Here is a 16,272-nt window from a genome sequence, read left to right as displayed (position 1 = left end):
GGGTAATCACTAAACAGAAGTATCGATCTTCTGGTCCGGGCACATTAGCCCCTGGCCTTGATTAGACGCTTCACTGGCGTGCATGAATAATCAGTAAAGCGGTTTGCACCTGAACTGAGCCTGATACTAACTGGAAATCTATTCCACAGTTTTGAATAGCGCCTTTCTCAGGTTAACCGATGAATGTCTAGTACCCCCGCCTGCTTCAGGGACGATAAATAGGCTGGCACCCGTTGAGCACGGGGTAAGAGAGTCTCAATATGTGTTTGTTGCAAATTCGTTTTGGCAACCACGATGACAGACGAAGACAACTGGCTGACTGATTTATTGAAAAGCACTGGCCGCTTCGCGGCCAGATAAGAGCGTTATTGTTTATTGACTTCGGGAAGGCTCATATGTGTTATGTGCCACGGGACATCTGACCAGTGCGCTTACTCTGTACTTCACCAATATACTCGATTTCTACAATACAGCCATAGCTTTCAAAAGTTCCTGGCCACCTTGGTATCAACTTAAATTTAATGTTCACTTCTAAATCATCTCGAATATTTTTGCGCTGATCAATGCAGGGAGTAAAAGACTGCATTCGAAATACCACACCCTCAACCTCAAAGGATGAAAATCCGTTGTATGTGCGAAGAGCTGAAACTTCCCCACTTACAAATTGTAATTTCTCAGAATCTATAGACCGGACTAAGTTGAAGTATTCATAGGTGGCCCCGGCTAGAGCAGGAAACAGAAAAAACCATCCTAAATATCTAAATTTCATGATCGAAAGTCGTTCTTAGTTAGCACATAACGCCCCGCTAGAAGGCAAGCGAAGCGAGTCCTAGTGAAGGCCACGCTTTCTGTGGCCGTAACGAATTTCAGCGGTTTGTTAAGCGCTTTATACGACATAAGCACATCATCGAAATAGCTGCCGCCCAGATCGCTGAATTACCTAACATAAATGAAAATGTTTGCAGCGCATCTGTAGGATCAGGTTGGACAGCCTGAATGTTAATTAGAGGTTGTGATAAAAATTTAGCAACATTTGCAGCCAAATCGCCCGAAGTGCTCATATGGAGCGCCTCTCCCCTTATCACACTTACTTCTTCATAAGTACGAAAAATCAATAGCCCATACGTTACGACAAAATGGACCAAGACTATACCCATGAACAGCAATAGAAACTTTCTCATCGCTCTCTCATGCACTTAACGCTTAAAGCAGTTGCGCGCAGGGCGCGTCGAAATGGCTTTTCTTGTTAGCTGGCTATGCGAAAACATACAGAGCGCCTAAACCTACATATGCACAAGTAACTATTACCTTTTGCAATACTGAGCTTTTAGTAATGCACTTAACTTCATCATTTGTTTGCGCGGCCTCTAAACTTTCTAAAGTCTTCTGGTCTTTAAGGAGCAACTCAATTCTAAGGGTTGAGTAGATATAGCTCGTAAGAACAACACCAAGAATTGCGGAGGCTTGAACAGGATCACGTAGGCCAGATAGTATTTGCCAACCAAACATGAGAGAAAGGGCAAGGGTAATCCCTGTACCAATTAGCCTTCTTTTCTTCAAGAGACAAGGCATTCCTTACCAGCACCGTTTGATACGCCAGTTTTAGCTTTATTATCAAGCTGCTTTTTTCTCGATTCAATTTCAGCCTTAATACTTTGATGCGTCTCAGGGTTCTCATCTACAGGATACTTCTGTAGTGATTCCACAAGTTCTAGAGGTGACATTTCCTTTAAGTTCAACTTCGATACCTCAATTGACAGCTAACGCCCAAAGCAGCGGCGCGCGTTAGCGCGTCCAGCCCGCAGGGCGATGCTGCCTTTGCTTGTTAGGTGAAGTGCACAACATAGAACTTGTACATTAAAACCAGCTCAAAAAAGAAGACTATGCCTGCTGAGTACCAGCCTGCATTAGCCATAAGTTTACTAGTGCCCTGATAAAAGGCTCGCTTACATACGTGCACTGAATAACCTACCAGTGCAGCCCCAAAGCCCGGAGACCAACTGAAGTTACCCTCTGGAAAGCCGAGCAAAACGAACCAAAGCAACATGCCTACAATAAGGGCAGAAAGTAACCCAAAAATTACGGCGTGCACTGGCAATATTTTGGACTTACGCTCATCAGAACCAGCTAGAGCCGCGATTGCACCCAATAAGAGTACTAGATCAAAAGGGATTAGGGGTAAAACCTGCCAAAGATTTACAGACTCAAAACCACTAGCCCCGCTGAGCTTCAAAGCAACTACTGGAATATGTGCCAAACAAACAAAAATGCCCAGCACCAAATTTATTACGAATATTTTCTTGAGGCTCATTTATCACCTAACGCCCGCATAAATGGCGAGCAACTTGTTGCGAGTCCAGCGCGCACCGCGAAGCGGTGAATTTAAGCGCGCGATATTTCATGCGTTTGTTAACGAGACCAGTGTCGTCGCTTACTATTCAGATTCCGAATCTCCAGATCTAACTTTACTAGTGCTCTCTTCTTGGTCTCTAACTCAACCTTTCTGATTTCTAAGTCGATGTCTTGGATCTTGGTTTTCCAACGGAAAAATCCAATAACTAAAAGAAAAGACATCAGAGCTAGATAAAGTAGTCCAGGTATATATACTGCTGGGCGCTTAATCAGATTTAATTGCTCACCAGTATCAGAGTTAATCGCATACTCATTGAGCTTCATGCTCTTTCTGTGATTTTTAAGAGCGTGTTCAAGAAAATTCTTTTCCTGATCGATGTCCCATTCTGTTGAAGTCCAGTCAAGTTTATTCTCTTTTTCCAAGCCCTTTTCGATTGAATCAAGCCTTCTCTCTATATCGCTTACAGTAATAAGTGAAGAATAGTAAGAGGTTGATGCACTTCCTTCTTTTTCTATTTGTATGGTTATGGCAACAATCCACGTATATAAAACAACCAGACCGAAAAACATCCACATCCCAGATATAGCACAAAATTTATATAAATTGTCGGTAGGAATAGCTGGCATCCATTTCATGATTTCTCCTTATCGTTAACAGCTAGTTATAGTGCCGTTTGGCACTATAACTCCCAGGCACTATAAGCCTGAGAATTCGGCAGGCCAAAATTCAAATTCATTTTATATATCAGCAGGTTAGCAAGAATTACGAGAGGCAGTTTACAGAATTATAGTGCCTGTTGTGGCTGCGTCCCTGCCATAAACTTGCCTGAATCATAATATCCATACCCCATTAAATCAAAGAGTTAGTTCATTATTTTCAGTGTTCAAGGGAAAGGGGGTCCCCTGAATTGGGATAATTGACATATAAGGACCTGCAAACTACTGTATATAAAAACAGTTAAAAGAGATTCAGTCATGGATGACATTAGACACAAGATACCCAACAAACCCACTCGCTTTATTGAGCAACTTCGCCACCATATCCGCATCAATGGCCTGGCCTATCGAACAGAACAGACTTTGAAAATATCAGTCTTTATGGCAGAAAAACAGACACAATAAAGCCTGCAGCAAGCAGGCTTCTATGTTCAATAATATAAGTTGAATAATTGGTTGGGATAGCGAGATTGACTCGTCGCTTCGCTCGGCTGAGTCAGGCAAGTGAAACGAGACAACGTTGTACTGGTACAACGGCCCGAAGGGGAGCAACAGCGTTGCGAATAAATCCCGCTTCAGCAATGCATATAACAGGCACAAAAAAGCCTGCAGTAAGCAGGCTTTTAAGTTGAATAAATGGTCGGGATAGCGGGATTTGAACCCACGACCCCTTGCACCCCATGCAAGTGCGCTACCAGGCTGCGCTACATCCCGACACTGTGAGACCGAGGTCTCTTTAGGAGGTGGCTATATTACGCCAACCAAACCCTTCTGAAAAGGGCTATTGTGAAGTTTCTTACAACTTTATTTCACTGATTTCAGCAGCTTACGAATATCTTCCAGTTCCGTAATCGTCTGTCGAATCAATTGCTTATAGCGGGCAGTATCGTCCACCGCCTGATCGCCATTAAGCCACTGCCGGGCACCACTGATGGTATAGCCCTGATCATGCAGAAGCCCCTGAATCTGCCGAATAATCAGCACATCCTGACGCTGATAATAACGACGCCCGCTACGTTTTACCGGAGATATCTGTTCAAACTCCTGCTCCCAATACCTCAGGACATGCGCCTTGAGGTCACACAAACGCGCCACCTCACCAATGGTGAAGTAGCGCTTTGTGGGTATAGCAGGCAGATCATCCGAGACCAGATCAGTCTCCGTCATAAGCCTCAACACGTTCTTTCAGTTTCTGCCCCGGACGGAAGGTTACCACTCTGCGTGCAGAGATCGGTACCTCTTCGCCGGTTTTAGGGTTGCGCCCCGGACGCTCGCGCTTATCACGCAGGTCGAAGTTGCCAAACCCTGAGAGCTTTACCTGCTCATTCTCAGCCAGGCTCATTCGGATCTCATCAAAGAAGGCTTCCACCATCTCTTTTGCTTCCCGTTTGTTCAGCCCCAGATCTTCATACAGGCGCTCAGCCATATCCGCTTTAGTCAAAGAGCCCATCAGAATCACCCCTGTCGATTAAACTCTTAATGTAGCACCAAACTCATTTTTCAGTGCAGACACAACAAAATCAATGACTTCGTTGATCTCTTCATCGTTAAGAGTGCGCGAAGGATGCTGCCAGGTCAAGCCCAGAGCGATGCTTTTTTGACCAGGTTCGACACCTTTTCCCTGATAAACGTCAAACAGGGTCACAGCCTTGAGGTATTCCCCTCCCTGCTGCTGTGCAATTGCACGAATATCGGCAAAGGCAACGGACTCATCTACCAGCAGTGCCAGGTCACGACGGCTCTCAGGGAACTTAGACAGGCTGGTGAAACGTGGCAAACCACCATCCAGTAAAACTGCCTGTACGATCTCAAACAGGAATACCGGACCGCTCAGCCCCAGACTCTTAATCAGCTCAGGGTGCAGCGCGCCCATGTAGCCAACCGTGTCACCATTACGTTTAATCGCAGCCGACTGACCCGGATGCAGCGCCACATGCCGCTCGGCGACAAAGCTGAACTGCTCTGAACAGCCGCCCAGCGCCAACAGAGACTCCACGTCACCTTTCAGGTCGTAGAAATCAACAGAGGCGGCGTCAGCGCTCCAGCCTTCAGACTGACGCGGACCGCAGATCAGGCCTGCAACCACGTTTTCCTGAATCAGCTGCTCGCCTTCCGGCAGGAAACGCTGACCGGTTTCAAACAGACGGACACGAGACTGCTGACGATTCTGGTTATACTGCAATGCCTTAACCAGCCCCGGCCAGATCGTCGTGCGCATCACCGCCATCTCAGCAGAGATCGGGTTCGCCAGCGCCTTAGCTTCATGCTTGTCATCAAACTGCGCCGCCAGACCTTTCTCAATAAAGCTGTAAGTCACCGCTTCCTGATAGCCCCGCCCCACTAACTGAGCGCGTACGCTTTTAAGGCTTACTTCAGACTCATCGTCAGCGATCATATTCAGTTCAGCGGTCGGCACCTTAACCGGCAGGTTGTTGTAACCATAGACCCGTGCCAGCTCTTCGATCAGATCGATTTCGATACTGATATCAAAACGGTATGAGGGAACCGCCACGGTCCACTCACCGTCACCGCTACGCTCAAGCGTCATACCCAGACGGGTCAGAATCTCTTCGATCTCCAGCGCCGGCATCTCAAATGCCAGTACCTGATTCACCTTGCTCTGACGCAGTGTCACGGTCGCAGCCGCAGGCAGATACGCTTCAGACACCGCCTCGATTACCGGGCCGGCTTCACCGCCAACGATATCCAGCAACAACCGGGTCGCCCGCTCAGTCGCCTTGCGCTGCAACTGCCAGTCCACACCACGCTCATAGCGATGAGACGCATCGGTGTGCAGACCATATGAACGGGCACGGCCAGCGATACTGATTGGATTGAAATAAGCGCATTCCAGGAAAATATCCTTAGAATCAGCAGTTACGCCAGTCTCTTCACCACCGAAGATGCCCGCCATTGCCACTGCTTTTTTGTTATCCGCAATCACCAGGGTATTGTCGTTCAGTTGTGCCTCATTGCCATCCAGCAACATCAGCTTCTCACCCGGAGCAGCCTTACGCACTACAATACCGCCACTGAGTTTATTCAGATCAAAGGCATGCATCGGCTGACCCAGCTCCAGCAACACGTAGTTTGTTACGTCGACAACCGGATCAATAGAGCGGATGCCGCAACGGCGCAGCTTCTCAACCATCCACAGCGGAGTCTCAGCGGCCATATTTACATTACGGATCACCCGTCCCTGATAGCGAGGACACCCTTCGGGATCCTCCAGCGTAATCGGGAAGGTATCGTCGATTGTCGGAGCCACAACCTCAGCCTCGACAAAACTAACCGATGCTTTATTGAGTACACCGACTTCGCGGGCCAGACCGGTAATCGACAGACAATCACCGCGGTTAGGGGTCAGATCTACGTCAATAACCGCATCATCGAGGCTCAGGTATTCACGCAGACAGGTTCCTACCGGCGCATCGCCAGCCAGCTCCATAATGCCGCCATGATCATCGGAAATCCCCAGCTCGTCATCGGCACAGAGCATGCCGTAGGATTCGACCTGACGCAGTTTTGCTTTTTTAATCTTAAAATCACTGCCATCTGCGCCACTGAGTACTGCACCCACTTTAGCAAAGGCGGTTTTCAGACCGCCCCGGGCGTTCGGTGCTCCGCAGACAACCTGAAAGGTTTCGCTGCCATCGGTAACCTGACAGACCTGCAACTTGTCGGCATTAGGGTGCGGTTCGGCAGAGAGGATTTCACCGACAACAACGCCACTGAACTGACCGGCAACCGGTACAATCTCATCGACCTCAAGACCGGCCATGGTAATCTGATCAGCAATTCCCTGAGTATCTGTGGCAGGGTCTACCAGTTCACGTAACCACTTTTCACTGAATTTCATAATTCTGTTTTCCGAAAATTCTTAACAACTTTTAAACGACGTTTCCGCTTCTGATCAGTTCAACCGGTTAATTAGTTAAACTGACTCAGGAAGCGCAGATCGTTTTCAAAGAACAGGCGCAGGTCATTAACGCCATAACGCAGCATCGCCAGACGCTCTACCCCCATACCGAAGGCAAAACCGGTGTACTGCTCCGGGTCGATACCGGAATACTCAAACACTTTCGGATGCACGATACCGCAGCCCAGTACTTCCAGCCATTTACCATCACCACGGTCGATATCGACTTCGATCGAGGGCTCAGTAAACGGGAAATACGAAGGACGGAAACGTACTTTGACATCTTCTTCAAAGAACTCACGCAGGAACTGTTCCAGCGTGCCTTTGAGGTCAGCAAAGCTGATATCTTTATCGACAATCAGACCTTCCACCTGATGGAACATCGGCGAGTGAGTCTGATCGTAGTCACAACGGTAAACACGGCCCGGACAGATAATCCGGATCGGCGGTTGCTGACTTTCCATGGTCCGCACCTGAACACCTGAGGTGTGGGTCCGCAGCAGGGTGTTGGCATTGAAGTAGAAAGTATCGTGCATCGCCCGTGCCGGGTGATGTGACGGAATATTCAACGCTTCGAAGTTATGATAATCATCTTCGATCTCAGGCCCCTCAGCCACGGAATAACCGATCCGGGCAAAGAACTCTTCAATCCGCTGCAGGGTTTTCGTCACCGGATGCAAGCCGCCCAGTGACTGACCGCGGCCCGGCAGAGTGACATCAATGGTCTCCTCAGCCAGCTTAGCTTCCAGTGCTGCAGATTCCAGGTTTGCCTTACGTGCATTGAGCACATCCTGCAGCGCCTGTTTCGCTTCATTAATCTTCGCCCCTGCCTGAGGACGCTCTTCTGCGCTCAGTGCGCCCAGACCTTTCAATAGCTGGGTAAGATGACCTTTCTTACCCAGATACTGAACCCGCACCTGATCGAGATCCTGTGCGCTTGTTGCCTGTTCTGCAGCCTGCTTGCCTTGCTCAAGCAGGATTTCAATGTTTTCCATTTACCGCTCCAGATAAAAATAGGGGAAGAGTTTGCACCCTTCCCCTATTAAACGATCAGTTATTACCCTGTTATAGGTAAAGGTGTCTTACAGTGCAGCTTTAGCTTTTTCAACGATAGCAGCAAATACATTTGCTTCGTGAACAGCCAGATCAGCCAGCACCTTACGATCGATCTCGATAGATGCTTTCTTCAGACCAGCAATAAAGCGGCTGTAGGACAGACCATTGATGCGGGCAGCAGCGTTGATACGAGCAATCCACAGCGCGCGGAACTGACGCTTACGCTGACGACGGTCGCGGTATGCATACTGACCAGCTTTAATTACAGCCTGTTTTGCTACACGGAATACACGGCTGCGAGCGCCGTAGTAACCTTTAGCTTTTTTCAGGATCTTCTTGTGACGACGGTGTGCGATAACACCACGTTTTACACGTGCCATATTTCTTTCTTCCTAACTTAGAATTTGTGGTTACTACGACTTAGATGTAAGGCAGCATACGGCGGATCAGTTTCTGATCTGCAGCTGCAACTTGCAGCATTGGACGCAACTGACGCTTACGCTTAGTCGTTTTCTTAGTCAGGATGTGGCTTGTGTAAGACTGTTTGTGCTTAAAGCCATTAGCAGTCTTTTTAAAACGTTTCGCAGCACCGCTGCAAGATTTCATTTTAGGCATTACTAAATCCCCACGCATTCGTTAATTATCTTTCATCCGGATAAACAACAAAACCCGTACTTAACTCGCAGTGAGTCAGCACGGGTTTTACGCTTATGTCAGACTACTTTTTCTTTTTCGGAGCTATGACCATGATCAATTGGCGGCCTTCCATTTTCGGACGCTGCTCAACGACACCCAGCTCTTCCAGATCCTTTTCAATCCGGTTTAATAGCTGCATGCCTAACTCCTGGTGTGCCATTTCACGGCCGCGGTAACGTAGTGTTACCTTGACCTTATCGCCACCTTCTAGGAAACGTACCAGGTTGCGTAGTTTTACCTGATAATCCCCTACTTCCGTATTAGGACGGAATTTTACTTCCTTAACCTGCATCTGCGTTTGCTTCTTCTTCGCAGCATTCGCTTCTTTCTTCTTCTCGTAAAGGAACTTACCGTAATCCATCACTTTACAGACGATAGGATCAGAATCAGAAATTTGGACCAGGTCAAGGCCAACTTCTTGTGCCGCCTCTAGGGCGTCTTTAATAGGTACTACACCTATCTGTGTTCCATCTGGACCAATCAACCGACACTCGCGGGCGCTGATATTCTCATTTATAGGCGGCTTATTCCGCTCATTACGCCCTCTTCTGTTATCTCGCTTGATAGCTATATCTCCAATCTATTAATTATTCTTTGCGGCCTTTCTGGGCAACATCCTGCCTCAGATGCTCGCAAAACTCTTCAATCGACAATGTGCCGAGATCTTCACCGGTGCGGGTACGTACTGCCACAGCACCGGTTTCAACTTCCTTATCGCCGACTACCAGCAGATAAGGAACTTTATGAATTGTGTGCTCGCGGATTTTAAAGCCGATCTTCTCATTTCTCAAGTCCGCAGATGCAAAGAATCCAAGTTCTGTGAGTTTTTCTTCAAGTTCGCGACAATAATCCGCCTGTTTATCGGTAATATTCAAAATTGCCACTTGTTTGGGTGCCAGCCAGGTCGGCAAAGCACCAGCAAAGTTCTCAATCAGAATACCGATAAAGCGCTCAAATGAACCCAGAATAGCCCGGTGCAGCATAACCGGTGTTTCACGATCACCGGATTCATTAACAAACTGGGCACCCAGACGACCCGGCATGGAGAAATCGACCTGAATGGTACCGCACTGCCATACACGGCCGAGACAATCCTTCAGTGAGAACTCAACTTTAGGCCCGTAGAAAGCGCCTTCGCCAGGCAGCTCAGCCCAGTCAAGACCCGCAGCATCCAGGGCATCGCCCAGAGCTTTCTCAGCCTTATCCCAAACTTCATCAGAACCGACCCGCTTTTCGGGACGGGTAGAGAGTTTGTAGATCACTTCAGTGAAACCAAAGTCAGCATAGACTTCATGCAGGAAGTCGATAAACCGGGCAACTTCACTCTGGATATCATCTTCAGCGCAGAAGATATGCGCATCATCCTGAACAAAACCACGTACCCGCATAATGCCATGCAGCGCGCCCGACGGCTCATTCCGGTGACAGCAGCCAAACTCAGCAAGACGCAGTGGCAGATCACGGTAGGAACGCAGCCCCTGATTGAACACCTGCACATGACATGGGCAGTTCATCGGTTTAATGGCGAAATCGCGGCTCTCTGAGTGAGTAGTAAACATCTCCTCAGAAAACTTATCCCAGTGCCCGGACTTCTCCCACAGGGACCGTTCGACTACCTGTGGCGTTTTAATCTCATCATAATCATGCTTACGCTGCTTAGCGCGCATGTACTGTTCAATCGTCTGGTAGAGCTTCCAGCCATCCGGATGCCAGAACACCATACCCGGCGCTTCTTCCTGCAGATGGAACAGGTTCAGCTGCTTACCCAGTTTACGGTGATCGCGCTTTTCAGCTTCTTCCAGACGGTGCAGATACTCTTTAAGGTCTTTCTTATCGCCCCAGGCGGTACCGTAGATCCGCTGCAACATCTCATTATTGGAGTCGCCACGCCAGTAGGCGCCTGCCAGCTTCATCAGCTTAAAGACTTTAATGTGACCGGTGGAAGGTACATGCGGCCCCCGACAGAGGTCGATAAAGTCGCCCTGCGAGTAGAATGACAGGTTCTCGTCACCTGGAATCGATTCCAGCAACTCAACCTTGTATTTCTCACCCTTTTCTTCAAACAACTTAACCGCTTCATCGCGACTCATCAGCGAGCGGGACACCGGGTAGTTGGCTTTTACCAGTTCCTTCATCTGCGCTTCTATCTTTTGCAGATCCTCGGGTGTAAACGGACGCTCGTAAGCAAAGTCGTAGTAGAAACCGTCTTCGATCACCGGACCGATAGTCACCTGAGCCGTCGGGAACAGTTGCTGTACCGCCATCGCCATCAGGTGAGCACAGGAGTGACGAATCACCTCCAGACCGTCCTCATCACGGGGGGTGATAATTGCCAGCTCAGCGTCTTCAGTAATGGTGTGGGATGTATCCACCAGCTCACCATTCACTCTGCCGGCCAGGGCTACTTTAGCCAGCCCGGCGCCAATATCAGCGGCAACATCAAATACGGTAACGGCATTGGCAAACTCGCGTTTGCTGCCATCAGGAAGGGTAACTACAGGCATTGTCTATTCCTATCTGCTCAGTGCTGACCAGTACCACAGGCCACACATAAAGTTTTGTTGCTGTTACAAACCAGGTAACAGCATAAAGGCGCAATATTTTACCGGATACAGGGGTATAAAGCTATTTCAATACGATGAATTTCAGGCAGAGCGTGATTAATCAAACAGATTCGCCAGGCTATCGATCACCCGGGAACCCGGGGCTAACTTTGCTTCATCCTCAGGCCGGTATTTGCCGGTGCGAACCAATACCGCCGGCACGCCGGCATTCAGGGCTCCCAGCACATCCGCATCGACATCATCCCCGACCATCAGACACTCGTGCCGCTGATAGCCGGTTGACGCGACGGCCTGCAGAAAAAACGCCCTGCCCGGTTTGCCCATCACCAGTGCTTCTGTCCCTGCCGCCCACTCCAGCGCTTTGACAAAAGGCCCGGCATCCAGCTGTAGCCCGTCATCCGACATATAATAGCGGTTCATACCGATAGCGATCAGCGGTGCTCCGGACTGACATAACCGGAAGGCCTGATTCAGTGTCGAAAAATTGAGCCCCTCACGGGCATCTCCCAGCAGCACCGCATCGGCCTGTTCCGGCACAAAGCAATCAAACATTGCCGCGATAGTGTCAGGCAGAAGGCAATAGGGGTGCAGTCCACGCTCAACAATCAGATCGCGGGCAGCCTGCGGCGCCGTAAACAACTCCTGCGGATCGATACTGATCCCCATCCCCCGTAATTCCCGGATAATCTGTTCAGAAGACTTGCTCGCAGTATTGGTGACAAAGCGAATAGTCAGCCCTTTCTGACGGGCTTTATCCAGCGTTTCAGCCACGCCCTCTATTCGCTGGCGGCCCTGATAAATCACGCCACTGATATCCAGTAGTAATGCTCGAATCCCACTCAGCACGCAGACCACCTCCGTTAAACGTCATTCAGGAAATCTCATCTGCTAAAAAGTGTAGCTAAAGATCGGACGCTGTCATTCGTTTTCCAGATGCCTGCGGGTATAGAGAATATGTTCGGTGGCCGCAGTACGTGCAGCTTCAGCATTGCGGGCCATAATCGCCTGATGAATCGCACTGTGCTGCGAACGAATACCGTCAGGATAGCGACCATACTTTTTCAGGGTGCGGGTCAGCACCCCATAGATCGCATTGAAGAAACGGGTATAAAACAGCTGACTAAAACTGATGATCAGCAGGTGATGGGATGATTCAGCGATCATCATGTGAAAACGCAGATCCTCCTTAGCCTTTTCCAGCGTCGTTTCCCGCTGCCCCCGCTGCTGCATCTTACGATATTCTTCATCCAGCGCTTTTAGCTGAGCATCGGTGGCTCGGGTCGCCGCATAGAATGCCGCTTCGCCCTCCAGCATCGCCCTGACATCCAGCACCTGACGCTGAAATTCAGGATTATCCCCCAGTGCGGCGCCCTCCCCGACGGGCATATCAAAGTAGGGTTCCAAGAGATTTTTCACCCGGGTTTTGCCGCCATGATTAATCTCAATATAGCCTTCCGCTTCCAGTTGTCCCACCGCTTCACGCACCGTTGAACGGGACACCCTCAGGGCTTCAGACATCCGCCGCTGCGACGCCAGTTCGCCACCCGGCAACAGCTCTCCGGTAAACAAACTTTCTTTCAGTTGCTGTAACAGGATTTCGCTCAGAGTTTGATTCATCGGGTATCAATCCTGCGGTTTTACCGCCCTCCTGGTCAGACCAGTTATCAGTGTAGCATTTCTTTCCCGGCGTTCATTAACTATCTTGCATAGCATCAATGCAAAATGAAACGTTAAAAAGCAGCGCCAGAATCTGTTTCTGACGCGGCTCACCGAGTCGATAACAATAACGATGGTAAAGCCAATGCCAAATATATCCTCCGGGCCACGAGTCGGCCTGTTTGTCACCTGTCTGGCCGATATGTTCCGCCCTTCCGTCGCGTTCGCAACGGTTAAGCTACTGGAGCAGGCAGGTTGCCATGCAGAAGTTCCGAAACGACAGACCTGCTGTGGACAACCCGCTTTCAATTCGGGTGATCGTAAAACCACTGCGGATATCGCCCGCCAGACCATCGATGCTTTTGACGGCTATGAGTATGTCGTCGGGCCGTCGGGGTCCTGTATCGGTATGCTGCACTACTATCCGGAGGTATTTGCCCCCTCTGACAGCTATTACCAGCGGGCTCTGGATCTGAAAAGCCGCAGTTTTGAGATCACCTCATTTCTGTTCGATGTGATCGGCATGGACAGCCTGCAGGAACAACTGCAACAGTTACAGTTTAACCATAAGGTGACGTATCACGACTCCTGCTCCGGCCTGAGACAACTGGGCATCAAACAGCAACCCCGGCAACTGCTTCAGCAGGTTCAGGGAGTGGAGCTCGAAGAGATGGAGGAAGCTGAAACCTGCTGCGGTTTTGGCGGCACTTTCTGTGTTAAATACCCGGAAATATCCAACCGGATGGTCTCCAACAAAACTGAATTCATCAGCAACACCGATGCTCATACCGTACTGGGGGGTGATCTGGGCTGCCTGCTGAATATGGCCGGCAAGCTGAAACGCGAAGGCAAACAGGTCGAAGCCCGCCATATTGTCGAAGTCTTAGCCGGTATGACCGATACACCCGCCATTGGCGAAGCCGATTATGATCTGGCGCAACAGCTTTAAGGAGCGAGACGATGCAAATTAATACCCCGTTCTTTAAACAACGCGCCCACGATGCCCTGGCCGATGAAAATCTGCAAAAGGCACTGGGCAACCTGAAAGCCGGTTTCCCGGAGAAACGTGCCATTGCCGTTAGCCGGATGCCCGAGTTTGAACAGCTCCGGGATCAGGGCCGCGACCTGAAAAACCATATTCTTGAACACCTGGACCTCTATCTGGAGCAGTTCGAGCGCAAAGTGATCGAGAATGGCGGCCATGTCCACTGGGCCCGGACCGCCGATGATGCCAACCGGATCATTCTCGATATCTGTAAGCAGGTGGATGCAAAAACCGTCACCAAAGGTAAATCGATGGTGACAGAGGAGATCGGTCTGAACGATTTTCTCGAAGCCAACGGCGTGCAACCGGTTGAAACCGATCTGGGTGAATATATCCTGCAGCTGCGCCACGATCACCCCAGCCATATTATTGCCCCAGCCATCCACCTCAACCTGGAAGATGTCTCTGAAGCGTTCCATGCCAACCATCACCGGGAAAAATCCATGGATCCGGCGGTGCTGATGCAGGAAGCCAGGGAAGTGTTGCGGGAAAAGTTTGTTGCCGCTGACGTGGGCATTACCGGCGCCAACTTCTGTGTTGCTGAAACCGGTTCGACCATCATTGTCACCAACGAGGGCAATGGTGACCTGACCCAGACCCTGCCGAAAACCCATGTCGTGGTTACCTCAATTGAAAAAGTGGTGCCAACCCTTGAAGATATGACGCTATTTCTGCGTCTGCTGGCACGCTCAGCCACCGGTCAGGAGTTTTCGGTCTATAACACCCTGTCCACCGGGCCACGCCGTGAAGGCGATCAGGACGGACCGGAGAATTTCCATGTAGTGCTGGTCGATAACGGCCGCAGCGAGATGGTCGGCAGTGAGTTTCAGGATATGCTGCGCTGCATCCGTTGTTCCGCCTGCATGAACCACTGCCCGGTCTATGGCGCAGTCGGCGGTCACAGCTACGGCTGGGTTTACCCTGGCCCGATGGGCTCGGTACTGACACCGCAGATGATCGGTATCGAAAAAGGCGGCATGCTGCCCAACGCCTCTACTTTCTGTGGCAAGTGTGAATCGGTCTGCCCGGTGAAAATACCGCTACCAAAACTGATGCGCCACTGGCGTGAAGATGAGTTCGAGAAACACCTGCAACCCAAAGCAGCCCGTTACGGCCTGGCTGGCTGGGCATTTCTGGCCAAACGCCCGGCACTCTATAAGCCATACACCCGCATGGCCAGTTGGGTTATGAAAACCTGGGCAGGCAAAAATGGCCGGATAAAGAAACTACCACTGGCCGGCGGCTGGACCGACTGGCGTGATATGCCTGCGCCACAGGGCAAAACATTTATGCAGGCCTGGAAAGAACAACAGAAAACCGGAGAGCAGCCATGAGCGCAGAGAACAACACAGCCATGAGCCGTGCAGAGATTTTTGCCAATATTCGCCGGGGACTGAGCGGCAGCGAGAATGACAGCCAGCGACGTCAAGCCGTCGAGAATCGACTCGCCGCCAGAGCGGACAACCTGATTCCACAGCGGGCCCAACTGCCCGTTGCTGAACAGGTGGAACTGTTTAAAGCGATGGCAACGGAAGCGGTCGCCGAACTGATCGAACTCGACCATTTTGATCAGGTTCCCAGCGCCTGTGCTGACTGGCTCTCCAGTAATGGTTTCAAACAGCTGGTCAGTGCCAGTGATAAAGAACTGACTGCGCTGGACTGGAGCCCGCTGGAACAACAGCAGATAATTCGTACCGAGGGCGTGGCACAGGCCGGTGATATCGCCAGTCTGACCCTCAGCTTTGCCGGTATCGCGGAGACCGGAACCCTGATGCTGCATTCCGCAGAGCAGAGTCCTACCACGCTGAACTTTCTGCCGGATAATCACCTGGTGGTACTACACCGTTCGGCCATTGTCGGCGTCTACGAAGAGGCCTGGAAAAAACTCCGGATGAAATTCGGTAACACCATGCCACGTACCGTGAATATGATTACCGGACCGTCGCGCAGTGCCGATATTGAGCAAAAACTGCAGATGGGCGCTCACGGCCCGAAAAAACTGATCATTCTGCTGATTAACGATTAAGAAAAACATGTGCTGACCCGGAAAGCGGTCAGCACGCCCCCTCCCATACAACAGGGCGCTCTGAACGCCCTGTTCTTTCCTGATCCGCCCCCGGTCTTCCAGCTACCGACGCAAACACTGATCCATCACACCGATCTGAGTAGTGACGTAATGGTTAAATGCTCAAAAATGAGTTACTAATACCTCCCGGCCTAATAACCATACTTATACTACAGGAATGCTTTTGTGCAGGCTTTTAAGC

The 16,272-nt window shown here is 50.2% G+C and carries 18 protein-coding genes and 1 tRNA gene; 3 read left to right on the top strand and 16 right to left on the bottom strand.

The genetic code is table 11. The features are described 5' to 3' along the window. Window positions 1–400: 400 nt before the first annotated feature. The 16 genes from KDX31_02835 to KDX31_02760 all read right to left on the bottom strand — a co-directional run bounded on the left by KDX31_02835 (window position 401) and on the right by KDX31_02760 (window position 12,921). Complete coding sequence (locus KDX31_02835) at window positions 401–769, bottom strand: hypothetical protein (protein ID UTW03980.1); 369 nt, start codon at window positions 767–769, stop codon at window positions 401–403. 97 nt (window positions 770–866) lie between these two features. Continuing rightward, a complete protein-coding gene (locus tag KDX31_02830) occupies window positions 867–1,061 on the bottom strand; it encodes a hypothetical protein (protein ID UTW03979.1) in 195 nt (64 codons plus the stop codon). Between the two features lie 495 nt (window positions 1,062–1,556). Continuing rightward, complete coding sequence (locus tag KDX31_02825; protein ID UTW03978.1) at window positions 1,557–1,739, bottom strand: hypothetical protein; 183 nt, start codon at window positions 1,737–1,739, stop codon at window positions 1,557–1,559. A gap of 86 nt (window positions 1,740–1,825) precedes the next feature. Continuing rightward, window positions 1,826–2,311 carry a hypothetical protein gene (locus KDX31_02820; GenBank protein UTW03977.1) on the bottom strand — a complete coding sequence of 162 codons (486 nt, stop codon included), beginning with the start codon at window positions 2,309–2,311 and terminating at the stop codon, window positions 1,826–1,828. Window positions 2,312–2,409: 98 nt separating this feature from the next. After that, a complete protein-coding gene (locus KDX31_02815) occupies window positions 2,410–2,988 on the bottom strand; it encodes a hypothetical protein (GenBank protein ID UTW03976.1) in 579 nt (192 codons plus the stop codon). A 718-nt stretch (window positions 2,989–3,706) separates the two neighbouring features. Further along, window positions 3,707–3,783, bottom strand: a tRNA-Pro gene (locus tag KDX31_02810). Window positions 3,784–3,873: 90 nt separating this feature from the next. Continuing rightward, entirely contained in the window at window positions 3,874–4,236 is a 363-nt protein-coding gene (locus KDX31_02805; protein ID UTW03975.1) for a MerR family transcriptional regulator, read from the bottom strand. Next, window positions 4,223–4,519: an integration host factor subunit alpha gene (ihfA, locus tag KDX31_02800; protein ID UTW03974.1), complete on the bottom strand. Its 297-nt coding sequence runs from the start codon at window positions 4,517–4,519 to the stop codon at window positions 4,223–4,225. Before ihfA ends, KDX31_02805 begins: the two co-directional genes overlap by 14 nt. An 18-nt stretch (window positions 4,520–4,537) precedes the next feature. Then, a complete protein-coding gene (pheT, locus tag KDX31_02795) occupies window positions 4,538–6,928 on the bottom strand; it encodes a phenylalanine--tRNA ligase subunit beta (protein ID UTW03973.1) in 2,391 nt (796 codons plus the stop codon). Window positions 6,929–6,999: 71 nt separating this feature from the next. Continuing rightward, a complete protein-coding gene (gene pheS / locus KDX31_02790; GenBank protein UTW03972.1) occupies window positions 7,000–7,983 on the bottom strand; it encodes a phenylalanine--tRNA ligase subunit alpha in 984 nt (327 codons plus the stop codon). Window positions 7,984–8,070: 87 nt separating this feature from the next. Next, window positions 8,071–8,424, bottom strand: coding sequence for a 50S ribosomal protein L20 (gene rplT / locus KDX31_02785; GenBank protein UTW03971.1), 354 nt, complete (start codon window positions 8,422–8,424; stop codon window positions 8,071–8,073). Between the two features lie 40 nt (window positions 8,425–8,464). Further along, window positions 8,465–8,659, bottom strand: a complete 195-nt coding sequence (rpmI, locus tag KDX31_02780; GenBank protein ID UTW03970.1) for a 50S ribosomal protein L35 — start codon at window positions 8,657–8,659, stop codon at window positions 8,465–8,467. A gap of 103 nt (window positions 8,660–8,762) precedes the next feature. Then, a complete protein-coding gene (gene infC, locus KDX31_02775; protein ID UTW05277.1) occupies window positions 8,763–9,311 on the bottom strand; it encodes a translation initiation factor IF-3 in 549 nt (182 codons plus the stop codon). A gap of 16 nt (window positions 9,312–9,327) precedes the next feature. Continuing rightward, a complete protein-coding gene (gene thrS, locus KDX31_02770) occupies window positions 9,328–11,244 on the bottom strand; it encodes a threonine--tRNA ligase (GenBank protein UTW03969.1) in 1,917 nt (638 codons plus the stop codon). A 156-nt stretch (window positions 11,245–11,400) separates the two neighbouring features. Continuing rightward, on the bottom strand, window positions 11,401–12,150 hold the full coding sequence (locus KDX31_02765; GenBank protein UTW03968.1) for a TIGR01458 family HAD-type hydrolase: 750 nt from the start codon (window positions 12,148–12,150) through the stop codon (window positions 11,401–11,403). Window positions 12,151–12,222: 72 nt separating this feature from the next. After that, on the bottom strand, window positions 12,223–12,921 hold the full coding sequence (locus KDX31_02760; GenBank protein ID UTW03967.1) for a FadR family transcriptional regulator: 699 nt from the start codon (window positions 12,919–12,921) through the stop codon (window positions 12,223–12,225). A 184-nt stretch (window positions 12,922–13,105) separates the two neighbouring features. On the opposite strand from KDX31_02760, the gene KDX31_02755 reads away from it, so the two are divergent. From KDX31_02755 to KDX31_02745, 3 genes are read left to right on the top strand one after another with little or no spacing between them, the layout of a single operon-like run. Further along, a complete protein-coding gene (locus KDX31_02755) occupies window positions 13,106–13,909 on the top strand; it encodes a (Fe-S)-binding protein (protein ID UTW03966.1) in 804 nt (267 codons plus the stop codon). A gap of 11 nt (window positions 13,910–13,920) precedes the next feature. Beyond that, window positions 13,921–15,339 (top strand): iron-sulfur cluster-binding protein, encoded by a 1,419-nt coding sequence (locus tag KDX31_02750; protein ID UTW03965.1) that lies wholly within the window; start codon window positions 13,921–13,923, stop codon window positions 15,337–15,339. Between the two features lie 20 nt (window positions 15,340–15,359). Beyond that, entirely contained in the window at window positions 15,360–16,031 is a 672-nt protein-coding gene (locus KDX31_02745; protein UTW05276.1) for an LUD domain-containing protein, read from the top strand. The last annotated feature ends 241 nt before the right edge of the window (window positions 16,032–16,272 follow it).

This window comes from Amphritea atlantica, from assembly GCA_024397875.1.
GTDB classification, from domain to species: Bacteria; Pseudomonadota; Gammaproteobacteria; order Pseudomonadales; family Balneatricaceae; genus Amphritea; species Amphritea atlantica_B.
Note: the sequence above shows the minus strand (reverse complement) of the source record. Positions and strands in the feature narration are given on the sequence as shown.